24 protein-coding genes, 2 pseudogenes and 1 riboswitch are annotated in these 24,712 nt (G+C 34.8%); of the genes and pseudogenes, 1 reads left to right on the top strand and 25 read right to left on the bottom strand.

From position 1 onward, the window contains the following. Positions 1 to 12 precede the first annotated feature (12 nt). The 13 genes and pseudogenes from OEI98_RS03090 to OEI98_RS03030 form a co-directional block, all read right to left on the bottom strand. A complete protein-coding gene (locus tag OEI98_RS03090) occupies positions 13 to 393 on the bottom strand; it encodes a branched-chain amino acid ABC transporter permease (RefSeq protein WP_266039547.1) in 381 nt (126 codons plus the stop codon). Positions 394 to 423: 30 nt separating this feature from the next. Beyond that, the gene (locus tag OEI98_RS03085; protein WP_003869334.1) at positions 424 to 840 is read right to left on the bottom strand and encodes a MaoC family dehydratase; all 417 of its coding nucleotides are present in this window, start codon (positions 838 to 840) and stop codon (positions 424 to 426) included. A gap of 265 nt (positions 841 to 1,105) precedes the next feature. Next, positions 1,106 to 2,512, bottom strand: a complete 1,407-nt coding sequence (locus OEI98_RS03080; protein WP_019907411.1) for a sigma-54 interaction domain-containing protein — start codon at positions 2,510 to 2,512, stop codon at positions 1,106 to 1,108. 137 nt (positions 2,513 to 2,649) lie between these two features. Next, a complete protein-coding gene (locus tag OEI98_RS03075; RefSeq protein ID WP_019907410.1) occupies positions 2,650 to 3,828 on the bottom strand; it encodes an acetyl-CoA C-acetyltransferase in 1,179 nt (392 codons plus the stop codon). Between the two features lie 15 nt (positions 3,829 to 3,843). Further along, the gene (gene coaD, locus OEI98_RS03070) at positions 3,844 to 4,323 is read right to left on the bottom strand and encodes a pantetheine-phosphate adenylyltransferase (RefSeq protein WP_004400777.1); all 480 of its coding nucleotides are present in this window, start codon (positions 4,321 to 4,323) and stop codon (positions 3,844 to 3,846) included. A gap of 30 nt (positions 4,324 to 4,353) precedes the next feature. Next, a complete protein-coding gene (locus OEI98_RS03065) occupies positions 4,354 to 5,199 on the bottom strand; it encodes a 3-hydroxybutyryl-CoA dehydrogenase (RefSeq protein ID WP_004400784.1) in 846 nt (281 codons plus the stop codon). A gap of 82 nt (positions 5,200 to 5,281) precedes the next feature. Next, positions 5,282 to 6,288, bottom strand: a pseudogene (locus OEI98_RS03060) (electron transfer flavoprotein subunit alpha/FixB family protein). Positions 6,289 to 6,303: 15 nt separating this feature from the next. Further along, positions 6,304 to 7,086 (bottom strand): electron transfer flavoprotein subunit beta/FixA family protein, encoded by a 783-nt coding sequence (locus tag OEI98_RS03055; RefSeq protein WP_019907409.1) that lies wholly within the window; start codon positions 7,084 to 7,086, stop codon positions 6,304 to 6,306. A gap of 12 nt (positions 7,087 to 7,098) precedes the next feature. Next, the gene (locus OEI98_RS03050) at positions 7,099 to 8,241 is read right to left on the bottom strand and encodes an acyl-CoA dehydrogenase (protein ID WP_004400799.1); all 1,143 of its coding nucleotides are present in this window, start codon (positions 8,239 to 8,241) and stop codon (positions 7,099 to 7,101) included. A gap of 78 nt (positions 8,242 to 8,319) precedes the next feature. Beyond that, a complete protein-coding gene (locus OEI98_RS03045; RefSeq protein ID WP_004400800.1) occupies positions 8,320 to 9,102 on the bottom strand; it encodes a short-chain-enoyl-CoA hydratase in 783 nt (260 codons plus the stop codon). Positions 9,103 to 9,186: 84 nt separating this feature from the next. Next, on the bottom strand, positions 9,187 to 9,861 hold the full coding sequence (locus OEI98_RS03040; RefSeq protein WP_003869324.1) for a redox-sensing transcriptional repressor Rex: 675 nt from the start codon (positions 9,859 to 9,861) through the stop codon (positions 9,187 to 9,189). Positions 9,862 to 9,991: 130 nt separating this feature from the next. After that, positions 9,992 to 10,705, bottom strand: a complete 714-nt coding sequence (locus tag OEI98_RS03035; protein ID WP_019907407.1) for an OmpA/MotB family protein — start codon at positions 10,703 to 10,705, stop codon at positions 9,992 to 9,994. After that, positions 10,686 to 11,507, bottom strand: coding sequence for a flagellar motor protein (locus tag OEI98_RS03030; protein ID WP_004400802.1), 822 nt, complete (start codon positions 11,505 to 11,507; stop codon positions 10,686 to 10,688). Before OEI98_RS03030 ends, OEI98_RS03035 begins: the two co-directional genes overlap by 20 nt. A gap of 124 nt (positions 11,508 to 11,631) precedes the next feature. On the opposite strand from OEI98_RS03030, the gene abc-f reads away from it, so the two are divergent. Beyond that, a complete protein-coding gene (gene abc-f, locus OEI98_RS03025; RefSeq protein WP_004400803.1) occupies positions 11,632 to 13,521 on the top strand; it encodes a ribosomal protection-like ABC-F family protein in 1,890 nt (629 codons plus the stop codon). A 9-nt stretch (positions 13,522 to 13,530) separates the two neighbouring features. On the opposite strand, the gene OEI98_RS03020 is transcribed toward abc-f, so the two are convergent. The 12 genes and pseudogenes from OEI98_RS03020 to OEI98_RS02955 all read right to left on the bottom strand — a co-directional run bounded on the left by OEI98_RS03020 (position 13,531) and on the right by OEI98_RS02955 (position 24,631). Beyond that, positions 13,531 to 14,481, bottom strand: a complete 951-nt coding sequence (locus OEI98_RS03020; RefSeq protein ID WP_004400811.1) for a D-2-hydroxyacid dehydrogenase — start codon at positions 14,479 to 14,481, stop codon at positions 13,531 to 13,533. A 169-nt stretch (positions 14,482 to 14,650) separates the two neighbouring features. Further along, the gene (gene tsaD / locus OEI98_RS03015; protein ID WP_003866845.1) at positions 14,651 to 15,673 is read right to left on the bottom strand and encodes a tRNA (adenosine(37)-N6)-threonylcarbamoyltransferase complex transferase subunit TsaD; all 1,023 of its coding nucleotides are present in this window, start codon (positions 15,671 to 15,673) and stop codon (positions 14,651 to 14,653) included. Positions 15,674 to 15,686: 13 nt separating this feature from the next. Continuing rightward, positions 15,687 to 16,133: a ribosomal protein S18-alanine N-acetyltransferase gene (gene rimI / locus OEI98_RS03010; protein WP_003866846.1), complete on the bottom strand. Its 447-nt coding sequence runs from the start codon at positions 16,131 to 16,133 to the stop codon at positions 15,687 to 15,689. A gap of 3 nt (positions 16,134 to 16,136) precedes the next feature. After that, entirely contained in the window at positions 16,137 to 16,829 is a 693-nt protein-coding gene (tsaB, locus tag OEI98_RS03005) for a tRNA (adenosine(37)-N6)-threonylcarbamoyltransferase complex dimerization subunit type 1 TsaB (RefSeq protein ID WP_003866847.1), read from the bottom strand. Next, positions 16,826 to 17,287, bottom strand: a complete 462-nt coding sequence (gene tsaE, locus OEI98_RS03000; protein WP_003866848.1) for a tRNA (adenosine(37)-N6)-threonylcarbamoyltransferase complex ATPase subunit type 1 TsaE — start codon at positions 17,285 to 17,287, stop codon at positions 16,826 to 16,828. The genes tsaB and tsaE overlap by 4 nt, the downstream gene beginning before the upstream one ends. Before the next feature lie 99 nt (positions 17,288 to 17,386). Then, positions 17,387 to 17,971 (bottom strand): ECF transporter S component, encoded by a 585-nt coding sequence (locus tag OEI98_RS02995; RefSeq protein ID WP_003869315.1) that lies wholly within the window; start codon positions 17,969 to 17,971, stop codon positions 17,387 to 17,389. Between the two features lie 92 nt (positions 17,972 to 18,063). Next, positions 18,064 to 18,182, bottom strand: a riboswitch (FMN riboswitch). 84 nt (positions 18,183 to 18,266) lie between these two features. After that, the gene (gene arcC / locus OEI98_RS02990; protein WP_266039527.1) at positions 18,267 to 19,208 is read right to left on the bottom strand and encodes a carbamate kinase; all 942 of its coding nucleotides are present in this window, start codon (positions 19,206 to 19,208) and stop codon (positions 18,267 to 18,269) included. A gap of 23 nt (positions 19,209 to 19,231) precedes the next feature. Beyond that, a complete protein-coding gene (gene argF / locus OEI98_RS02985; protein WP_003866851.1) occupies positions 19,232 to 20,173 on the bottom strand; it encodes an ornithine carbamoyltransferase in 942 nt (313 codons plus the stop codon). A gap of 67 nt (positions 20,174 to 20,240) precedes the next feature. Then, positions 20,241 to 21,465, bottom strand: a pseudogene (arcA, locus tag OEI98_RS14965) (arginine deiminase). Between the two features lie 332 nt (positions 21,466 to 21,797). Next, positions 21,798 to 22,949: an amidohydrolase gene (locus OEI98_RS02965; RefSeq protein WP_074592476.1), complete on the bottom strand. Its 1,152-nt coding sequence runs from the start codon at positions 22,947 to 22,949 to the stop codon at positions 21,798 to 21,800. A 124-nt stretch (positions 22,950 to 23,073) separates the two neighbouring features. Next, positions 23,074 to 23,754, bottom strand: a complete 681-nt coding sequence (locus tag OEI98_RS02960; protein WP_266039517.1) for a TVP38/TMEM64 family protein — start codon at positions 23,752 to 23,754, stop codon at positions 23,074 to 23,076. Between the two features lie 202 nt (positions 23,755 to 23,956). Continuing rightward, entirely contained in the window at positions 23,957 to 24,631 is a 675-nt protein-coding gene (locus OEI98_RS02955) for a copper amine oxidase N-terminal domain-containing protein (protein WP_029688676.1), read from the bottom strand. Positions 24,632 to 24,712 lie beyond the last annotated feature (81 nt).

The raw sequence follows: 24,712 nt of genomic DNA, 5'->3' as shown, positions 1-24,712 counted from the left end.
CACCAAAAATTTTTAATTCCCCCCGACAATTGCTGGAAAACTATGAGTCTCAAAACCAAATGCCCATCCTGCTATACCATTTACAATCATCATAAGACCTAATGTCACAATTAAAAGACTTAAAACTGGAGCATTTTGTATAGGTCTTATGAAAAATCTTTCTACGATAAATCCTAAAACTGACGCAAACAAAAGTGCCAATATAAAAGCTTCCCAATAAGACATACCATAGGATGTCATAGTTGTATATGCAATAAAAGTAGAAAACATCGCCATTTCGCCCTGTGCGAAATTTACTACATCAGAAGTTTTGTATATCAATACGAGACCTAATGCTGCTAATGCATATAATCCACCTGTAGCAAAACCGCTTATTAATTGTTGCAATAACATGTACTAACCTCCCATTCCAATAATTTCTGCTTACTCCTTTGGTGCAAGTACTGTCGCCATGCCCTCCAGTACAACTTCGTTATTTTGATTTGTACATATTGTTTTTAATTTAACTCGATTTTTTTCAGGGATGATTTCTACTACTTCTACCTCAGCTTTGATTGTATCGCCAATCCTTACAGGTTTTGTAAACTTCAATTCTTGACCAAGATAAATAGTTCCCGGTCCTGGTAACTTAGTACCCAAAACAGCAGAAATTAACCCCGCTGTCAACATTCCGTGAGCTATCCTTCCCTTAAACATCGTTTTTTCAGATGCTACCTGATTAATATGGGCAGGATTAAAATCACCTGTAATCCCAGCATATAAATATACATCTGTTTCTGTAATTGTTTTCTCAAAATAGTCTTTGTCACCAATTTTTAATTCATTAATCGTTTTCCCCATAATGCTACTCCTTTCAGTTGTTTTTCTCTAAATAGTAAAAGCAAAAAAAGTGCCAACTTTTAATTTTGCTTAAAAATTTTTAGAAAATAAGCAGTCAAATGTGGATTTTTTAAATGTCCACCCTTTAAATTAAAAATTCTCTTGTTGCTTTTAAAGACATTACAAAATACAATTTTTTATTGATAAATGTCTCACAATAATACAAAAAAACGCAAGAGATATGTCTCCTGCGTTTTCAAAATTTGTAGCTTTTCGCTACACAGTATCATTTTACTTCATTATCTTCGAGAATATTAAACTTTTTTAGCTTCCGATAAAGTCTTGACCTTGGTATTTTTAATATTTCTGCTGCTTGTGATTTATTATAGTTACACTCTTTTAAAGTCTCAAGGATTATCTTCTCTTCAAATTCTTCAAGCATTTGCTGAAGTCCCGACCCTTTCTTCCTTATGGGTATCTCTTTGTTTAGAATATAAAGAGGAATGTCTGTTTTCCTAATTGTATCACCTTCCGAATTGACAACCATTCGCTCAACTGCATTTCTAAGTTCCCTTATGTTACCTGGCCAATCATATTTCTCCAAAATATCATACACTTCCTTAGAAATTTTTTTGTATATTCCAGAATTCTGAGCCAAAAGGTACAAAAAATGATCTATCAAAAGTGGAATATCTCCTTTTCTTTCACGCAATGGTGGAACATTAAGCATTAATACATTTATTCTGTAAAACAAATCACTCCTAAATTTGCCTTCTTTAATAAGTTTTGTAAGGTCTTTGTTTGTCGCTGATATTACGCGTACATCAACTCTAATAGGTTCTTTGCCACCTACTCTTTCGATTTCTCCTTCTTGAAGCACTCTTAAAAGTTTTGCTTGCATTGTATACGGCATATCACCTATTTCATCTAAAAAGATAGTACCATGATTTGCAAGCTCGAACTTACCTATTTTACCGCCTTTTTGAGCTCCTGTAAAAGCGCCTTCTTCATAACCAAATAGCTCTGATTCCATTAACTGCTCTGGTATAGCAGCACAATTTACAGTTACAAAGGGATAATCTCTTCTGCTACTTGAATTGTGGATTGCCTGAGCAAAAAGTTCTTTCCCTACCCCACTTTCTCCATATATAAGAATATTGGAATCCATACTAGCCATTTTTATAGCTTTTTTCTTACACTCAATTATTGCATCACTTTTTCCAACAATATTCTCCCATGAATACCTGGCACCACGAATTTTTCTTAATGTTTTTTTATAGTGATTAAGTTCAGTCTCTAAAAGCCTGTTTTTTTCTATGAGTTTTCTAAGTTCATTTAAATCCTCAAACAAAATCATTCCAAAACCGCCAATAACCTCGTCGCCATCTTTTATCGCAATTCTATGCACAATAGCTTCTTTTCCATTGGCAAACTTATGTCTATAGGCAATCTCGTTCTGTCCTGTTTTCAAAACAAGAGGAAATCGCGAGTTTCGATCAACGTCCAATACGTATCTGTTAATAACTTTTTCTTTTTCCAAGCCTAAAAAATCTAAAAACGTTTTATTCATCATTCTTATATTACCTTCTGCATCAAGTATATCAAAAGCAATTGGCAGTTTGTCAAAAACACTTTCAAATAAAAATTCCATTTTTTCACTAAACAAAAACGACTTGCCAACATTCTTGCCCATCTTTTCTCTCCCCTTAATATTAAAAAGAAGGGATGTATCATTTTAGGACATCCTTTGATATTTATTATATATGTAATCGTTATTAAAAGTCAATAACCCCCGGCATAAACCGAGGGCCATTATTTTCTCTATTTACTTTACATTTCTATAATCATTGATATGCCCATACCACCACCTATGCAAAGTGTCGCAAGCCCAAGATGGGAACCTCTCTTCTTCATTTCATAAAGCAGTGTCACTAAAATCCTAGCTCCGCTTGCACCAATAGGATGGCCTAAAGCTATTGCACCACCGTTGACATTTACTTTATTCATGTTAAATTTAAGTTCTTTTGCAACTGCTAACGCTTGGGCTGCAAAAGCTTCATTAGCTTCTATGAGGTCAATGTCTTCAATTTTTAAGCCTGCTTTATCAAGAGCCTTCCTTGTAGAATAAATAGGACCTAATCCCATAACGCTTGGGTCAACCCCTGCATAAGCGTAAGACTTAATTGTAGCAAGGGGAGTAATTCCTAACTCTTTTGCTTTGTCTTTTGACATAACAACCACAGCAGCTGCTCCATCGTTTATGCCAGATGCATTTCCTGCTGTAACTGTTCCATTCGGTTTAAAAGCAGGTTTTAATTTAGAAAGAGCCTCTAATGTTGTACCAGGTCTATAATGTTCATCTGTTTTAAATTCTATGGGATCGCCTTTTTTCTGAGGAATTAAAACAGGTACAATTTCATCGTTAAACCTTCCTGATGTAATCGCAGCTTCTGCAAGCTTTTGGCTTCTTAGCGCAAATTCGTCTTGCTCTTCCCTTGTAATTTCATATCTTTCAGCAACATTTTCAGCTGTTATACCCATAAGATATTGATTAAACACATCGGTTAAACCGTCGTATACCATAGAATCCACTATTTTACCATCGTTCATTCTATAGCCAAATCGAGCTTCATTTAAAAGATATGGCGCTCTTGACATATTTTCCATTCCACCAGCAACAACTATTTCTGCATCTCCTGTCATAATAGCCTGTGCTGCCATTGTCACAGTTCTAAGTCCTGAGCCACAAACCATATTTATCGTTACAGCAGTTGCTTCCACAGGTATACCTGCTTTCACTGCCGACTGCCTTGCGGGATTTTGTCCTAGTCCTGCTTGTATTACATTTCCCATAAGCACTTCATCCACTTGTTCAGGAGCAATGTTTGCCCTTTTTAAAGCCTCTTTTACGACAATTGCTCCTAAGTCTACAACCGGAATACCGGCCAAACTACCTCCAAATTTTCCTATCGCAGTTCTCGCACCACTTACAATTACTGCTTCTCTCATACAAATCAATCCTCCTTACAGCTTTAACTTTTCCTTTAACTTCTGAGCTACTATTTCAGGCACAAATTTAGAAAAACCCCCTCTGAACTGAGCAATTTCTTTTACTGCACTAGAACTAAAATAACTGTATTGCTCATTTGTCATTAAAAAAACTGTCTCAATTGAAGGATCTAATTTTTTATTAATTAAAGCCATTTGAAATTCATACTCAAAGTCAGAAATCATCCTTAAACCTCTTATTATAACATCAGCTTTTACTTTTTTTGCATAATCTACTAATAAGCCATCAAAGTAATCTATTTGGACATTAGGAATATTTTTTGTTGTAACTTTTAAAAGTTCAATTCTTTCTTCTATTGAAAATAAAGGCTTTTTGATTGGATTTAAAAGTACAGCGACAATTAATTTGTCAAATAAAAGTGCTCCTCTTTTTATAATATCTATATGGCCATATGTAACTGGATCAAAACTTCCTGGATAAATTGCTGTTTTCATATCAATTCTTTCCTTTTTAGATTATATTCGTTATTTATATTCAAAAAATCCTTTCCCTGTTTTTCTTCCCAAAAGTCCTGCTCTAACCATTTTTCTCAAAAGCGGATGGGGTCTGTATTTTGAATCATTAAATTCTGAATAAAGTGTATCCATTATTGCAAGAACTACGTCATTGCCTATAAGGTCAGAAAGAGCAAGAGGTCCTATGGGATGGTTTGCTCCTAATTTCATCGCTTCATCTATGTCAGATGCAGAAGCTACTCCATCAGCTAAAACTCCTATAGCTTCATTTATCATGGGAATTAAAATCCTGTTTACCACAAAACCAGGAGCTTCATTGACTTCAACAGGAGTTTTACCAAGCTTTTGCGCCAGCTCTTTTACTGTATTAAAAGTCTCACTAGATGTCTTCATGCCTTTTATCACTTCTACTAATTTCATGACAGGCACAGGGTTAAAAAAGTGCATTCCGATAACTTTTTCAGGCCTTGCTGTGCTACTTGCTATTTCTGTTATTGAAAGAGAAGAAGTGTTTGTTGCAAGTATTGTACCTTCTTTGCATACGTTATCAAGCTCTTTAAAAATTTGTTTTTTAATCTCCATGTTTTCTATAGCTGCTTCAATAACAAAGTCAACATCTTTCGCCTCATTAATGTCAACAGTGCCTTTTATTCTTCCTAAAACTTTATTTTTCTCTTCTTCTGTAATTTTGCCTTTTTCAACACTTTTTTTGAGATTGTTTTCAATTACTCCTAAACCTCTTTCTACAAACTTGATGTCTACATCTCTTATTATGACATCGAAACCATTTTCTGCAAATACCTGGGCTATTCCCGAACCCATTGTACCTGCACCGACTACAAATATTTTTTGCATTTTAAAACACCCCTTCTAAATTTATTTATAAGAGGGTCAGCTGCCAAAAGGTCAGCCGCCCTCTTTTTTATATATGCAAAATTCATGCCAGCTCGTTATTTTTAATCCTCTTTATTTCCTCTATCAATGCCGGTATTACTTTAAATAAATCTCCAACTATTCCATAATCAGCTACTTTAAAAATAGGTGCATCAGGATTTTTATTTATGGCAATTATCGTTTTTGCATTTCCCATGCCTGCAATATGCTGTATCGCCCCACTTATGCCGCAAGCTACATAAAGCTTTGGCCTTACGGTTTTACCTGTCTGCCCCACTTGGTGGTCAGAGGAAATCCATCCTGCATCAACTGCAGCACGAGAAGCTCCTACCACTCCTCCTAAAGCATCAGCTAATTGCTGAATTAGCTTAAACCCTTCTGCTCCTCCTACCCCCTTCCTCCAGAAACAATAATATCTGCCTCTTCTATATTTACTTTACTCTTCGCTTCTTTTATTATATCAAATATTTGGGTCCTTATGTCACCCTCTTTAATATTTGCCTGTATTTCTATGATTTCTCCTTTGCGCTTTCCGTCTTTTGGAGCTTTTTTCATAACTCCAGGCCTCACAGTCGCCATCTGAGGCCTTCTTTCTGGACATATTATTGTGGCAATGAGATTGCCTCCAAAAGCAGGACGTATTTGTAAAAGCAATCCATTTTCATCTATATCAAGTCCCGTACAGTCTGCTGTAAGGCCAGTGTGCAATCGTGAAGCAATTCTTGGTGCAAGGTCTCTTCCTATATATGTGGCTCCATACAAAATCACTTCTGGCTTTAACTCATTTACAAGGTCTGCAATGACTTTTGCATAGCCTTCTGTCGTATAGTTTTTAAGAAGGGGATTATCTATTACATACACTACATCAGCACCATATTTGATTAATTCATCTGCCAGCCCTTTCACACCATATCCAACTAACACTGCACAAGCTTTTACACCTTTTTTATCAGCAAGTTTTCTCGCTTCTCCTAATATCTCTAAAGATACATTCATTAATCTTTGCTCTCTTTGCTCGGCGAACACCCATATATCTTTGTATTCATTCATTTTTTCCAGCCTCCTTCATATAACATGCTTTTCAACTAATCTTTGGACAAGGTTTTGCACACATTCCTTTACATTGCCTGTAAAAATTTCTCCTGCCCTTTGTGTCTCTGGAGTAGTTGTGGAAATAACTTTTGTAGGAGACCCTTTAAGTCCAACTTCTTGAGGATCTACTCCTAAATCTGCAGCAGTCACAATTTTAACTTCTTTTTCTATATACGCTTCAAATATTCCCTTTATAGAAGGATACCTTGGAGTATTAAGCTCTTTAATCGCTGTTAAAAGCACAGGCATTTTGACTTTTATGACTTCATATCCGTCTTCAAGTGCTCTTTTTACGATAAGTGTATCACCTTCAATTTCTACTTCTTTAACATATGTCACTTGAGGAATATTAAGCTGTTCAGCCAATTGGGGGCCTACCTGCGCAGTATCCCCATCTATAGCTTGTCTACCACAGAATATTATGTCATAGTCAAATTTTTTAGCCATCTTTGACAAAGTTTTGGCAGTTGCATAAGTATCAGCACCCGCAAATACTCTATCAGTTAAAAGATATGCCTCATCGGCACCCATAGCCAGTGCCTCTCTTAACGCAGTTTCAGCCTGTGGAGGTCCCATTGTTATGACAATAACTTTTGCTCCATATTCTTCTTTAATTCTTATAGCTTCTTCTAAAGCATTTTTATCATCTGGATTTATTATGCTGGGAACCCCTTCTCTTATAAGGGTTTTTGTAACTGGATCTATCTTGACTTCGTTAGTGTCAGGCACTTGTTTTATAAACACAAGTATATTCATGGCAATTCCTCCTTACATCTTTAATAAATTCGAGGCTATGACCATCTTTTGAACTTCTGAAGTACCTTCATATATTTCTGTTATCTTTGCGTCTCTCATTAATCTCTCAACTGGATAATCTTTTGTATAGCCGTACCCACCAAAAATTTGTACTGCCTTTGTAGTAACTTCCATGGCTGTCTCAGAAGCAAAAAGCTTTGCCATAGCAGCTTCCATCGTATAACTTAAATTGTTTTGCTTTCTCCATGCAGCGTAGTAAACAAGATGTCTAGCTGCACTTACTTTTGTAGCCATTTCGGCAATATACCACTGTAAGCCCTGAAATTTCCCTATAGGCCTTCCAAATTGTTGCCTCTCTTTTACATATTTTGTGACCTCGTCTAACGCTGCCTGAGCTATTCCTAAGGCTTGAGCGCCAATACCTATTCTTCCGCCGTCCAAAGTCACCATTGCTATCTTAAACCCCTCTCCTTCTTTGCCAAGTAGGTTTTCTTTAGGCACTACACAGTCTTCAAATACCAATTCTGCTGCCCTCGAGCCTCTTATGCCCATTTTTTCTTCTACTTTTCCTATATAAAAACCGGGAAAATCTTTTTCTACAATAAAAGCACTTATTCCTTTAGTACCTTTAGATTTATCGGTCATAGCAAAAACTATATATACATCTGCCTTTCCGCCGTTGGTTATAAAAATCTTAGAGCCGTTTAAAATGTAATGATCTCCTTCTAATACTGCTGTCGTTTGCTGAGCTGCTGCATCAGTTCCAGCATTAGGCTCTGTAAGCGCAAAAGCCCCTAACTTTTCTCCTTTTGCCAATGGTATTAAGTATTTCTCTTTTTGCTCTTTTGTTCCCCACTGGAAAATAGGAAAACATGCCAATGATGTATGAGCAGACAATATTACGCCTGTCGCCGCACAAGCGCGAGATATCTCTTCCACTGCTATAATATAACTTATATAATCTCCTCCTGCTCCTCCATATTCCTTTGGATATGGAATTCCCATCATATCAGCTTTCGCCATTTTTTTGACATTATCCCAAGGAAATTCACCCGTTAAATCAATTTCCTTTGCTTTAGGTGCAATCTCTTTTTCAGCAAATTCTCTTACTATTTTCCTTACCATCTGTTGTTCTTTCGTCAATGAAAAATCCATTAAAATTCCTCCTTTTTTTGATATTTTTTTAACACTTAAGATTACAGATAAAGGGTTATCACCCTTTATCACCACGTATCACTTATCCACAAATTTAGGAGCTCTTTTTTCTAAAAAAGCTGCCATACCTTCTTTTTGGTCCTCTGTAGCAAAACAAACAGCAAAAGCCTTTGCTTCATAACTCATACCTGTTTCAATATCTGCATTAATCCCTATATTTATAGCTTCTTTTGCAAGCCTTACAGCAATCATCCCCTTTGACATTATCTTTTTCGCAATGTTATAAGCTTCTTCCAATAGTTTTTCTTGCTCTACTACTTTTGAAACAAGTCCTATTCTTAAAGCTTCTTCAGCATCTATCATGTCCCCTGTGTAAATAAGCTCCTTCGCTTTTGACACTCCTACAATTCGAGGTAGTCTTTGTGTGCCTCCAAATCCCGGTATAATACCAAGTCCCACCTCTGGCTGCCCAAATTTTGCATTGTGACTTGCAATCCTTATGTCACAAGCCATTGCCAGTTCACAACCTCCTCCAAGAGCGTAACCATTAACAGCAGCAATAACAGGCTTTTTCATAAGTTCAATCTTTCTAAACACTTTTTGGCCAAACTCAGCAAATTCTTTTGCTTTAAGTGGATTCATGTCCTTCATCTCAGAAATATCCGCACCTGCTACAAAAGCTTTTTCTCCTGCTCCTGTTATTATTACTACTTTCACCTCCTCATTTTCCTTAACTTCTTCTAAAGCCTGGTCTATTTCTTTAAGAGTTTCTAAATTCAACGCATTCAAAGATTTAGGTCTGTCAATAGCAATGAGGGAAACGCCTTCATTTAGTTCTAGCTTAATATTTTTAAATTCCATAAAAAACCCTCCTTCTTGTTTTATCATTAAAATTTAAAAGCAAAATTCATGCCAAAATTAAAATAGATGGATAGAAAATTTACACTACCCATCTATTTTAGCAGTTTCTCCTTTTAACTTTTTAAAGAGCTCTTCTTCATTTAATCTATATGATACAGTAAATAAACTATCACTTAAATGAACATTTTCTAAAATTACATCATCAGGTACCTTTAAATCTATTGGCGAGAAATTCCAAATCGCCTTAATTCCCGCTCTCACCAGTCTGTCAGCAGTATATTGAGCATTATCTTTGGGAATACATAAAATACCTATGTCGATTTTATTACGGGCTATAAAATCTTCTACTGTTTCTACGTCCATCACTTCAACATCTCTAATTTTAAGCCCAAATAAACGAGGATTAATATCAAAAATCCCCTTTAAATTAAAGCCAGATTTTTCAAAGCTAGTATAATTGGCAATCGCTTGACCAAGATTTCCTGCTCCTATGATGATAGTATTATAAGTTTTATCAAGGCCTAAAATCTTAGTCAAATTATTATAAAGCTCTTCTACATTATAGCCATATCCCTGCTGTCCAAAACCGCCAAAATTATTTAAATCTTGTCTAATTTGAGAAGCAGTAACTCCCATCTTTTCGCTTAATTCTCTAGAAGAAATACGCTTTACATCGTTTTTAAGAAGTTCTTCAAGATATCTATGATATCTTGGGAGCCTTCTTATTACAGCCATTGATACTATAGTCTTTTTGCTCACTGTCCTCACCTCATTCTACTATGTAATTGAATTATATAATATTGTAAATTTTTTGTCAACGTAACAAAAACATAGTAGAATATGAGGAATTCTAAAAAATTTCTGTAATAGCACTAAAATTTTTTTAATTTTACTGGCTTTTAGGCTCCCATTTATTATATTCTGTATTCATAATGACAATGTCTACTCTTCTATTGAGTCTTCTATGTTCTTCTGAGTCATTTGGAACAACAGGCCTGTATTCCCCATATCCTACTGCTGAAATTCTCTGGGGTTCTATTCCTACTTCATTTACCAATATTTTTACCACATTAGTTGCTCTTATAACAGACAGTTCCCAGTTTGAGTCAAACTTACTGTTGTGTATAGGGAGGTCATCTGTAAATCCTTCCACTCTAATATGGTTTGGAAGAGTTTTTAACATATTACCTATTTTTATTAAAACATCTTTCTCTTCCGGATGTACATCAGCAGAACCTAAATCAAAAAGAAGAGAATCCTGCATACTTATTACAAGTCCTCTTTCATCTATATAACTTGTTACCATGCCTTGAAGATTGTTTTCTTTTATAAAACCCTTCAATTGCTTTTCAATTTCTCCCAAACTATTTTTGTCTCCACTATTACCCTGAACAAAACTGCTCCCACTATATTGGCCTATCACGTAATCAGTTCCAGTAAAAGTTTTGCTTAAAGAACTGGCAATTTGAGCAAATTTGGTAGCATTGATATTACTTATAGTATACATCACTATAAAAAATATTAAAAGTAAAGTAATCATATCAGAATAAGTAAGCAGCCATCTTTCGTGATTTGGCTTTGATTCATCTTCCAACCTCTTCATTTAATTCAACACTACCTTTCTGAGGTATATTTTTGCGCTGCGCTTGTGTAATAAATGTCATTAACTTTCTCTCTAAAATCTTTGGATTTTCACCAGCTTGCAGTGAAAGACTTCCTTCTAATATCAATTCTCTTTCTGTCCTTTTAATATGAGCTCTATTTTTTAATTTTTGAGCAATAGGAAGCCACAACAAGTTTGCAGAACTGACACCATACAGTGTAGCTATAAATGCTACCGCTATAGAAGGACCTAATTTGTCTGGTTCACTTAAATTACTTAACACGTGAACGAGTCCCATAACTGTTCCTATGATACCCATTGTGGGTGCATAACCACCCGCAGATTCAAAAATACCTGCTTCCTTTTTTGCTTCCATATCCTCTATATATATTTTATTCTCCATTGTCGTTCTAATAAGTTCCATATCAGAACCATCAACAACTAATTCTAAACTTTCCTTTAAAATAGGGTCAAATTTTTTTATTTCTTCAGAGTCAATCTCTGATTCGAGGCTTAAAAGTCCTTCGCTTCTTGCTTTTTGGGCCAAATAAGTAAAATACTTTATTATCTCAAGGTAATTATCCTTTTCATTTTTAAAAGCTCTCACTAAAAGTCCCGGCACTTTTTTAATTTCATCCATAGAATAAGAAGTTATAGTAGCCCCTATAGTACCCCCAAAAACTATTATAGCAGCAGAAACCCCTATTAAAGAAGCAACAGTACCGCCTTCTAATGTAAATCCATAAATCAAAGAACCTATTCCAAGCACTATACCCACTATTGTAGCTATATCCAAGTCCATCACCTTCCATTTAGAAATACACTCATTAATTTTTATCGACACATATTAAAAAAAGTTATAGTTTACTACACTTTTACAAAATAAATTTTTTTGATATATTTAATATGAACAGGAGGTTATATTTATGGCAATAATAACAGTAAGCAACGTGACAAAAAGTTACGGTATCGATATAATTCTACAAAATATTTCTTTTATAGTCAACGAAGGAGACAAAATAGGAGTAATAGGCGAAAATGGTGCTGGAAAATCCACTCTTTTTAACCTTTTAGCCGGTTTTACTGAAGTTGACAGTGGAACAATTTCAATTTCTGCAAATAAAATCGGATATCTACAACAAAATACTGTAATTGAATCTGAAAAAAGTATATATGAAGAAGTAAAAACAGTTTTTGATGAAATATTCCAATTAGAAAAGCAAATTAAATCTCTAGAGGAAAAAATCTCACAAACAAAAGATTCACATCTACTTGATAAACTTTTTTTGGAATATTCCTTTTTAACAGACAAGTACAATGAATTAGATGGTTATTCTGTAGAAAGTAAAATAAGAGGGGTTTTAAATGGATTAGGATTTGACGTGTCCCAATTTGATACACCTGTATCAACTTTAAGCGGCGGTCAAAAAACCCGTCTTATGCTGGCAAAAACTTTACTTTTAAGTCCAGATGTCCTATTATTAGACGAACCTACCAATCACTTAGACATAAACTCAATAGAATGGCTAGAGCAATATTTAAAATTTTATAATGGTACAATTTTAATTATATCCCATGATAGGTATTTCTTGGATAAAATTGTCACTCGAATATTTGAAATTGAAAATACTCATTTAAGTGTTTACGAAGGCAATTACACAGAATATTTAAAAAGAAAAAAATTGGAAATGGAAGCAAAGTTAAAAGCTTATGAAGAACAGCAAAAAGAAATAAAAAGAATTAAATCAATTATACAGATTCAAAAAAACCGTAGAACAGAAAAGTCAGTAAAAATGGCAGAAAGCAAGCAAAAACTATTAGAAAAAATGGAAATAATAGAAAAGCCAGTGATAAATAATAAATCTATCAACTTGCGTTTTGATTTCGATTTAGAAAGCGGAAATGATGTATTGACAGTCAAAAATTTGTCTTTACGCTTTGACAGACAAATTTTCTCCAATGTATCTTTTGAAATAAAAAAAGGGGAAAAAATTGCCCTTTTAGGGCCAAACGGAATAGGAAAAAGCTCTCTTTTAAAAATATTAGTGGGGGAAATTGACAATTTTGAAGGGGAAATTAAATTTGGCACAAACGTAATAACAGGTTATTACGAACAAGAATTTAAAAGTTTAAATGCTGAAAAAACAGTCATTGATGAAATATGGGATGAAAATCCATATCTTACTCAAACAGAAGTGAGGACATTATTAGCTTCTTTTCTTTTTAGAGAAGAAGATGTCTTTAAAACTATCTCTACACTAAGTGGTGGTGAAAAGGCAAGGCTTTCATTGCTAAAGCTCATCCTTTCAAAAGCGAATTTTCTACTTATGGATGAACCAACTAACCATTTAGATTTAAAAGCAAAAGAAGTATTAGAAGAAGCTTTGTTAGATTATACTGGAACTTTATTATTTGTCTCCCATGACAGATATTTTATAGACAAAATTGCTACAAAAGTGATGATTTTGACACCTCAAGGTGTAGAAGTATACTTAGGTAATTACAGCTATTATATAGAAAAGAAAAACCAGCTTAACGAAGAAGAAGAAACAATTAAAAAAACAAAAACACAGATAAAAAACGAAAGGTATAAAGAAAGATTAGCTAAACTTAAGTTAAAGCAGCAAAAAGAGTATCTGAAAAACCTTGAAAATTCAATTTATCAAGCTGAAGAAAGAATAAAATATTTGGAAGAAAAAATGTGTGATGCTAAAATTTATAAAACAGGAGAAATTGTAGAAATACAAAAAGAATACAACGCCCTTAAAAGCAAATTAGAACAAATGTATGAAGAATGGGAAAATTTAAGCGGGTAAAAACCCGCTTTAGTATCCTTTATCTAAATTTACAATATTTCTCAAAGGTCTTCCTTCTTTATAAGCTATCAAATTTTCTCTTAAAATTTCCATCGCTCTTTTCATGTATAAAGGCGTGACCCCTGCCATATGAGGAGTGATTATCACATTTTCCATATCCCACAAAGGGCTGTCCTCACTTAAAGGCTCTTCTTCAAACACATCCAATGCAGCTCCCTTTATAGCTTTATTCTTGAGGGCATTTATAAGAGCAGATTCATCTACTACTTTGCCTCTTCCCACATTTATAAAATAGCTATCATTTTTCATTTTATTAAACACATTTTCTCCTATCAAGTGATAAGTATCTTTAGTCAAAGGAAGTATAGATATTACATAATCGGCAAGTGGCAATATATCACAATCTTCAATAGAGGTATACATTTTTTCCACATACAAAGAAGGTTTGCCCGAATTTCTTATACCATAGACCTTCATGCCAAATTCTTTTAAAAGTCTTGCAATTTCCTCTCCTATGCTTCCTACTCCTATTATCAAAGCCGTCTTACCTGTAAGCTCTGAAACCCTAACAAATCTATCCCATACTTTTTTTATCTGATTTCTTAAAAAGGTATTTAAGCTTCTTTCAAACATAAGCATATAACCTATAACCTGTTGTGAAATTTGATATTTGTGGACATCTCTAGAATTAGTAACTAATACCTTCATTTCTTTGAGTTTTTCAAAGGGAAGAGTATCTGCTCCCGCACTCAAAAGATGAATCCATTTAAGGTTTGAAGCCTTGTCCACAATATTGGAATAAAATTCAAAGTCAAAGCTTATGATAATCTCTGTATCTTTTACATACTTTTCAGCCTCTTCCTCATTTTGAACGTAAAGAACGTCATATCCCTCCATTTGCTCTTTAATTTCTTTTATGTAATTGTCATTTAATTTTGTGAAAAGCAAAATATTTCTCATAATAACCCCCCTAAGCTTTAAAATTTTGATTTATTTTTAATATATTTTCATTCTATTTTATTACAGTAAATACAATGAAATATATTTAAGCACAATATCCACAAAGTTATCCACAGACCTTAAAAGGCAGTACATCATAAACTTCGACAGATTTCCACATTTTCAACAGTCAAATTCTTTCCCCAATCTTTAAGTAAGGAATGGCATTTAAATCCAAGCCAGATGTTTTCCCTTTTATAAAGTCATAATAGGCGGCAGCAGCTATCATTGCCCCATTGTCTGTACAATAAATTTTATCAGGATAATGGACTCTTATTCCAATTTTCTTCGCTTCTTCTCCTAATTTTTCCCTCAAAAAACTATTAGAAGCTACCCCTCCTGCTATAGAAATTTTGCCAATATTTTTCCTCTTTGCTGCATCAATTAATTTTTTTACCAAGACCTCCACCACATTTCTTTGAAAACTAGCCGCCACATCATAAATATTCACCTCTTCTCCTTTTTGCTTTTGCCTGTTTAAATAGTTTAAAACTGCTGTTTTAAGCCCACTAAAACTAAAATCAAAATTTCCTTCCTCCATAAAAGATTTGGGAAACTCAATAGCTTCCATATTCCCCAGCTTTGCAGCCCTTTCAATAGCAGGCCCTCCAGGATATCCCAAGCCCAAAGCTCTTGCTACTTTGTCAAAGGCTTCTCCTGCTGCATCGTCCATTGTCTGTCCCATTACTTCGTACTCTCCATAATTTTTTACAAAAACAATGTGGCTATGTCCACCGGAAGCCACAAGACAAATAAAAGGAGGAGCAAAATCACCCCCTAAGTAATTTGCAGCTATGTGGGCTTCTATATGATTTACTCCTACAAAAGGCTTATTTTTTGCATACGCTAAAGCTTTACCATATGACAAACCGACTAAAAGAGCACCAACTAATCCTGGTCCATATGTAGCCGCAATTACATCTATTTCATCAAGACTTAGCTGGGCTTTTTCTAATGCTTCTGCCACTACGAAAGATATTACTTCAATATGCTTTCTTGAAGCTATTTCTGGCACTACCCCACCATATTTTTTGTGAATCTCTATTTGAGAATATATTACGTTCGACAATACTTCTTTGCCGTTTTTTACAACTCCTGCAGCTGTTTCATCGCAGGAAGATTCTATTCCTAAAATAATTATATCTTTCTCCATTATTCCACCACCATCACAAGTCGTATTTCCACATTATAATTGCATCCTCATTATTATCTTGATAATAGCCTTTTCTTCTACCTAATTGTCTAAAGCCATATTTTGCATACAAATGTTGCGCTGTTATATTTGATTCTCTCACCTCTAATGTCATGGCAGTTATTCCATTTTTCTTAGCAAGGTCAATTAAACCTTCCATAATTTTACTTCCAATTCCTTTAGATCTGTATTCCGGATGAACTGCTATATTGGTTATATGACCTTCATCTACAACCACCCAAAATCCTCCATAACCCACAATTTTGTTGTCAACTTCCGCCACTATATACTTAGCACAGCTGTTCTTTGTAACTTCACTTATAAAAGCTTCTTTAGACCAAGGAGTGCTAAAACTTAGCTTTTCAATTTCCAAGACCTCCTCCACATCTTCTTTCCTCATAGGCCTTATAATAACATCCATTAATTAACTCCCCTCGCCACTTAAACGAATTTCAGCAGCCGATTTCCTTATATACATCGGCTTGAAATCAAAGTAACTAATCACTTCTCCTTTTTTTATCTTTTGAATAGCAAGCTCTCCTATGGAAGCTGCTCTTGCCATGTTATCTTTGTCCTTTGCAAATAAAGCTTTACCCCTTATCATCTCTTGTAATTTATCTTTATAGGAATAAACACCCTCTCCTACGAACAACACTTTGTCAGAATAATTGCTTACCAACTCCGTAATTTCCTCTAAAGAATACACCCCAGCATCTATTAAAACTTCAAAATTACCACCTCTTATCAGCATTCCATAAACATTTTCATTTAAAGCATCTATGACAGGGCATATTAATCCTTCAAATTCACTGACATTATATGCAAGAGCTAAAAGAGAAGATACTCCTACAATAGGTATGTTAAGAGCATGAGCCAAACCTTTTGCAGTGGCAGCACCAATTCTAAGCCCTGTAAAAGAGCCCGGTCCTTCTGAAACAGCCACATGAGTTATTTGATTTATCGGTACTTCACACTTTTTAAGTAGTTCATCTATCATAGGCATTAAAATTACTGAATGCCTTAGATAATTTATAGAGTATTCTCCTATTATCCCCTTTTCATCTACTAATGCAACAGTAGCAGTTTTAGAAGAAGAATCTATTGCCAAAATTTTCATTGCCCCATCTCCTTTAAAAGCTCCTCATATCGTCTCCCAAAATCTTTAAATAAAATAACTCTTTCATCTTCTTTTTCTCCTTTTTGAATTATCACTTCTAACCTTTCTTTCGGAAGTAAAGGTCCTAACCTTTCAGGCCATTCAATTGCACAAACTCCTTCGTCATAAAAATATTCCTCATAACCTATGTCATAAAGGGCTGTGTAATCATCTAACCTATATAAATCAAAATGATAGAGAGGAATCCTGCCTCTATGTTCATTGACTAAAGTAAAAGTCGGGCTGGTAATTGGCTCATTTATTTCTAACCCCTTTGCAATTCCCTTGGTAAAAACAGTTTTGCCACTCCCCAGCTCACCATATAAAAGAATTATATCTCCACTCCTTAACAGCCTTCCTAATTTTTCTCCTAAAGCAATGGTCTCATCTCTATTTTTGCAAATATAAGTCTTCTTCACCAATTCTCACCCCACTCGTTATAACTTTATTATATACTATCTTTTAACAAATTAAAAAGAAAAATAATCCCCAGCATGCGCTGAGGATTCTCAAAAAAATCAATGTTTCAAAACTGGTGAAAGCTTTTTATATATCAATAAAGTGATTAACGAAAGCATAATTCCTTTTAGCACATTGAAAGGAAAAATACCATATGCTATAAGGGTTCTCACATCCACTATGTTTTTATTTGCAGCCTTACTCATACCAATGATAGCATCCATAGGCCATCCCATAACTTTTTGGTACAAAGGCAGAAAAACATAATAATTCAAAAGTGAAGCAGTAAAAGCCATCACTACTGTAGCAATTGCCATAGATATAAGGGCATTTTTTCGCGTCTTATTGAATTGATATATTATGCCTGCTGTGTATACAAATATAGAACCCACAGAAAAATTTGCAATTTCTCCAATGCCACCCGATTGAGTTATAGTAGCATGGATTATGTTTTTAATAAGCTCGACCATTACACCATATAAAGGTCCCATAGCAAAAGAAGCAACTAATGCAGGTACGTCACTAAAATCCAGCTTTAAAAAGCCAGGGAATAGAGGTACCTGAAATTCCAAGTACATCAATATAAAAGCTGTAGCAGAAAGAAATCCCACTTTTACTATGGCTTGTGTTTTGGTTTTTTCCACAATTCATCCCTCCAATTTTATTTACTAAAAAAATCCTGAAGATAAATCTTCAGGATTTTTTGTGATTTATTTCGCAAAAATAGGCACAAAAAGAAAATCTTCTCCCCTCCAGACTTTCACTGTCGGCTTTGGAATTTCACCAAATCGACCGCATGCGCGGCTCGCGGGCTATACCGCCGGTCGGGAATTTCACCCTGCCCCGAAGATTTACCTTCATCTTATTCAATTTTAATTTTATTCTCTCACTTTTATCTCTCTTTGTCAATAGTTTTTGTGAAAAATTTTTAATTTATTTTCATAAGCTTATAACTGTGCCTGCTTTTCCCTCTAAAGCTTCTAATGCTTTGCCTAAAGAAGTAATTATAGCTCGCCTTCCTACTTTTGACTTTGCAAACCTCACTGCTGCTTTAACTTTTGGAAACATACTGCCTGGTGCAAAATGGCCTTCTTCCATGTATTTTATTGCCTCTTCCACTGTCATTTTGTCAAGAAACTTTTGATTTGGCTTGTTGTAATTTATTGCTACCTTTTCAACAGCTGTAAGAATTAACAGCACATCTGCATCAATATCTTCTGCCAATTTTTCAGAAGCCAAATCCTTGTCTATTACGGCAGCTACTCCTTTTAAATTGCCATTTTCCTTAATAACAGGGATTCCTCCTCCCCCAACTGTTATTACTATTACCCCATTTTTTTCAAGTAACTTTATTGTATTAAGTTCTACAATTTCTTTTGGGTCAGGGGAGGGAACAACTCTTCTATATCCTCTTCCACTGTCTTCTACCATTTCATAACCTTTTTCTTTTATTAAAACTTCAGCTTCCTCTTTTGTGTAAAAAGGTCCTATTGGCTTTGTAGGTTTTTTAAAAGCAGGGTCATTTTTATCCACTACAACCTGTGTTATAATAGTTGCTACTTCTTTTCTGATATTTCTCTCCTTCAAAACTTCCCCTAATGCCTGTTGAATCATATATCCTATCATACCCTGGCTCTCTGCCCCACACACATCAAAAGGCATTGCAGGGACAACTCTTGATGCGACTTCATTTTGTATGACTATATTCCCCACCTGAGGACCATTGCCATGAGTAATTACAACAGAATACCCTTTTTCAATTATATCCACTAAATACCCCGCTGTCCTCTTCACTACTTCCATTTGAGCCTCTGCAGTAGGAGGCGTATTCACATCCTGCAGAGCGTTCCCTCCTAAGGCAATAACAACTTTTTCCCTCATAATGTCCTCCCCTGTAACCAATTTTAAAGCAGAGTAGCAATCATCACAGCTTTAATTGTATGTTTTCTATTTTCTGCTTGGTCCCACACTCTGGATTGTTTACCTTCTATAACATCAAAAGTAACTTCTTGTCCTTTTACTGCGGGCAAGCAATGCAAAAATATAGTATCTTCTCTTCCTGTCTTTTTCATCATTTCCTCATTCACTTGAAAAGGTCTCAAAAGAGCTTCCCTCTCTGTAGCCTTTGCTTCTTCTCCCATTGACGCCCACACATCGGTGTAAATAGCATCTGCACCTTCAAGGCCCTCTCCTGGCACACTAGTAAGTTCAAAAGTTCCTCCATTTTCAGCTGCCATTTGCCTGATTTCATCTATGAACTCCTGTGAAGGCCACAATTCTTTTGGAGAATTAATCACATAATGCATCCCCATCTTAGCGCAGCCTACCGCTAAAGTATTAGCCATGTTATTCCTTCCATCCCCTACAAATACAAGCTTTCTTCCTTTTAAATTTCCAAATTCTTCTTCTATTGTCATAAGGTCAGCCAAAACTTGAGTTGGATGATATTCGTCAGTTAAACCATTGTACACAGGAACACCTGCATATTTTGCCAAAATTTCCACGGTTTCTTGTTTAAACCCTCTAAATTCTATTGCATCAAACATTCTTCCTAAAACTCTTGCAGTATCCTCTATTGATTCTTTAGCTCCCAACTGAATGTCATCTGTTGATAAAAATACTGGATGTCCTCCTTCTTCACCAAAGGCAGTTTCAAAAGCGCATCTCGTTCTTGTGGACCTCTTTTCAAAAATGAGAGCAATAGTCTTACCTAAAAATCTTTGATGTACAACCCCTGCTTTTCTCTCTGCTTTTACTTGTTTAGCAATGTCTAAAATATATGTTATTTCTTGAGGGGTGTAATCTTTTAAAGTTAATAAACTCCTGCCCTTTAAATTAAATGCCATAGTCATCCTCCTTTTAGTAATTTTACTTTATTAATTTTATATTATCTTACCCTATTAGTCAAAAGGTTTATATATCTTCTCTCTTTAAAGGCATCGACATACACCTTGGGCCACCGCGTCCCCTCACTAATTCAGAGCCTTCAATTTCAATAACTTTTATTCCATGATTTACTAAGGTGGTGTTGGTTATCTCATTTCTGTTATATGCCATTACAACTCCTGGAGCAATGGCCAAGGTATTCGTGCTGTCATTCCACTGTTCTCTTGCTCCTGTTATCTCGTCACCTCCTCCACTTTCAATTAAATTAACTTTATCAAGGCCCAATGAAGTCTCTAAAACTTTTGTAAAGTCTTCTTCTACCTTCACTCTAATTGTTCCCTTTTCTCCTCTTGTAATCCTATAAACCTTCAATTTTTCTTTTATACCAGGATATATTAAAAATTTGTCCACATCCACCATAGTAAAAACTGTATCAAGATGCATAAAAGTTCGTTTTTTTGGAATTTCTAAAGCGATTATCTCTTGTAACTCTTCTCCTCTCTCTAAAAGAGTAAGAGAAATTTCTTCAATTGCCTGTGGGGAGGTTCTTTCACTTATTCCAATAGCTATTACTTTTTTGCTGAGAACTAACACGTCTCCCCCTCAATAGGATACTCTGAACGATAATCATACCACAATAGATTCTCCTGTACTTTTAAAGTCTTAGAATGCTTAAAAACATACTTAAGCAACATGGCTTCTCTCTTTCGAGCAGTTGTCTTCATACTGCTTATCATCACACCATTGCCAATGACCGCAGCAGGGTCTCTCATAAAATAGCAGTTTGGCAAAGGATTTATAAAAAATGGGGAATCCTTATAGACATAATCCACCAAAGATTGAGGCTCCACCTCATGCACTTCTTTTTCAAAAGTCCTGCAATAGCGTAGTCCACTATTTCCTTGGGGGTTCTTTCCTTTAAAAAATTTGTAATTGTTTTCTTAACTTCTAAAGAAGTATTCATATATGAAACCAAATCATATATAAAAAACTCTTTTATTCCAGTATCCTGTAAAACCTCTTCCAATAAATCTTCTAAATAATAAACTGTCACTCCGTTTTCTTTTAAAGCTTGCGCAAATTTGTCGTGTTCCTCCTGAATCCTTTTAAGCCAGGGAATATCATCAAAAAGAAGCTCACTTAAAAACTCAGGGGTCAACCTTTCTAATTCTTTACCAGGCCTATGAAGGAGGACAGAATTTAATTTTCCAATCTCAGAATAGACTCGCAAGCAATTTGTGTTTTTCTCCAACTCTATAACCCCCTCTGTCCCTTTTACTATATTACCTATCCATCAACTTTATACACCTATAGTATAAATCAATAAAATAACTTTTGCAATTTAACTCAGTAAATTAATGTAAACGTTTTGTATAAAAATAATTTAAAAAAATCTTTTGTTTGTAAAGTTTTAAATAATTATTCAAATATCCCAAGATAAAGCCTTAAAAATTCCCCAAATAAAACATGGCCTGAATAAAAATAAATCATAGAATTTCAAACTGCATAAAAAATTTTTTAAAGTTATAAAAAATTATGAGGCTATTTATTCAGACTCCTCTAAATAAATAGCCCCATGACAGTTTATGCTTTATGTACTAATTTCCCATTAATAAATACATATTTTGTCCTTGTCTTCACTTCCAATGGATCTCCATCAAAGACTGCAATATCAGCGTCTTTCCCTTTTTCAATGCTTCCCACCCTGTCGTCAACTCCTAAAATTTTCGCAGGGTTTATGGTGATGGCTTTTAAAGCCTCCATTTCATCCATACCATCTTTTACAGCTAAAGCAGCACATAGAGGCAAGTAATTGAGAGGTATTACAGGGTGGTCTGTCATTATCGCAACTGTAAGTCCTGCTTTTGAAAGAATACCTGCTGTCTTAAAGCTTAGATTTACAAGCTCAATCTTTGACCTTTCAGACAATGAAGGTCCCACAATAACTTTAGCATTTTCTTTCACCAATTCATCAACAATTAAATGGCCATCAGTACAATGGTCAATGGTTATATCTACATTAAATTCTTTTGCAATTCTTAAAGCTGTAAAAATATCATCTGCTCTATGAGCATGAGCTTTCAGTGGAATTTCTCTCTTTAATACTTTTACCAATGCTTCAAGACCTAAGTCCCTTTCAGGCTTTTTGTCTTCCTCTGCATGCTCCATCTTTTCCATGTACTCCTGAGCTTTTATAAGCTCTTGCCTTAAAAGAGCCGCAACCGCCATTCTAGTTGAAGGCATTTTATGCTGCTCATGGTAAACGGATTTAGGATTTTCACCAAAAGCGACTTTTATCGCTGCTGGTTCTTTTACTATCATATCATCTATTCTTTTACCATAAGTTTTTATAACCGCAAACTGTCCTCCTATAACATTAGCACTGCCAGGACCTGTCGCAACAGTCGTAACCCCTGCTTGATAAGCCTCCTCAAAATACTTATCCATTGGATTTATTCCATCAATCGCTCTAAGTTGCGGAGTTATAGGGTCTGTCGCTTCGTTTCCATCTGCTCCTTCAAATCCCATAGCGTTTTCCCACATTCCAAGATGGCAATGAGCATCAATTAAGCCCGGCATAACAGTTAAGCCTTGAACATCAATCACTTCTGCATCCAAAGGAGCAATCAAATCCTCTCCAACATCTACAATTTTCCCGTCGTCGATGAGCACGTCTCCTTTTTCATAAATTTTGCCGGCCATTGTCAGGATTTTTCCACCTTTTAATAAGTACATATAATTCCCCCTGAATTCATTATATATTAACATTATAGCACAAAGAAACAATTTTATGAAATCATTATCTTTACAAAACATATTCACTAAACTTTTCTGTTCAACCACGTCAAATCTTACTTTTTTAAAGTTTTTTTAATTTTTCCATTATGACATCTTTTTTATAAATTCCTATTAAAAACAATAATACTGCGATAATTGCAACGATACCTGCCATAAAGTAATTTTTATTTCCCAAATTTGCCCCTATATAGGCTGAAAAAAATATGCCTGGAAGTCTCGCAAAAAGAGTAATGATGAAAAAATTGTAAAACTTAACCGGTGTAATTCCTGCAATGTAGGAAAGGGCATCTTTAGGCATTCCAGGTATAAAAAACAACAAAAAAAGAATAGTTTCTCCTTTAGGATTGTTTATAATATAATCAAATTTTTTCAAATTTTCCTCTGAAACAATACTTATCACAAAATTATAACCTAAAACTCTGGCTATCAAAAAGCAAATAAGAGAACCTATAGTAATACCTATGACAGAATATAAAGTGCCTAAAAAAGTCCCAAAAAGGTATCCCCCTGCAATTTGCACTACTTCTCCTGGTATGACAAATACGACCACTTGAAGTATTTGAAGTCCTATAAATACAATAATACCAAGTCTTCCAAAGCTGTGTATCCACTGTCTAAATTTATCGGGGCTGTTAATTAGTATAGTTAAATTCTTCCCAAAAGTCACCATAGCCACTATTAATGCAATGACAAAAATGACGATTAAAATTAAATTTACTATGTTAGTTTTGTTAATTTTCATCCACCCGCACCTCAGTAAATTTATAGCTCTCTCTTATTATATATTGATGTGCATGCAGTATCAAGCTGTAAAACATTAGAATCTCATTAAAAATCTAACTTTACTTAGTATTCATTCAAAGCCATGTCAATAAAAGCACTGTCTATACAAAAAACCGGCATTTTACTGCCGGTTTTGCAACATCCAATTGCCTATGTATTTTTTAATCATTTCCCTCTACTTCTTCATCGGTGCCGTATACACTGTTTGTGACTGTCTCATTTGTATTTGCGTACACATCCTGAGATACTGTACTTTCCTCAGAATTATTTTCTATTTCCGTTTGATTCTCTTCTTCAATTTCTATATCTCCTGTTTCTTTATCGTAATTTACTTTTCCCCCTAAAATCTCAGATATAAATCTAACTGGCACAAATGTTCTATTACTTATTTCCATTGCCGGAACGTCTAAAGTATATTCTTTACCGTTTACTAAAACTTTTGTTTCACCTAAAACAAGTTGAATTGTTGTATCGCCTTTTGTAATAGTAACCGTCTTAGTCTCTCGATCCCAATCCACTTTTGCTCCCAAGCCGTTCATTACAGCTCGTACAGGAATTAATGTTCTTTCATCTTTTATCACTGGAGGTACGTCGTCAAATTTAATCTCTTTTTTGTTGACAAATACCTTCCCTTTAAATTCCTTAGCTTTCACGCTAGCTTCTAATTTTGTCTGCGTTTGGACTTCTACCTTATTTTTAGTTTCTCCTTTTGCCTCTAATTTAGTTTCTGTTTTAATTTTTAGCTCATGTTTCGCCTTATCTGGCTTTGCATAGACTGTTAAAGCAGAAGAAAAAACGAGTAACCCCATAAGCACAAAAGCTAATATTTTCTTCATACTCTTCTTCCTCCTTTGTTTGATTTACCTTATTTTCACTATATAATTTCGGAGGAAGAAATAAATTTTTAGTGGGTACTA

The sequence above is a fragment of the Thermoanaerobacter sp. RKWS2 genome (genome assembly GCF_026240795.1).
In the GTDB taxonomy this organism is placed as follows: Bacteria; Bacillota; Thermoanaerobacteria; order Thermoanaerobacterales; family Thermoanaerobacteraceae; genus Thermoanaerobacter; species Thermoanaerobacter ethanolicus.
The sequence above is the reverse complement of the archived record's forward strand: the minus strand, read 5'-3'. Positions and strand labels throughout refer to the sequence as shown.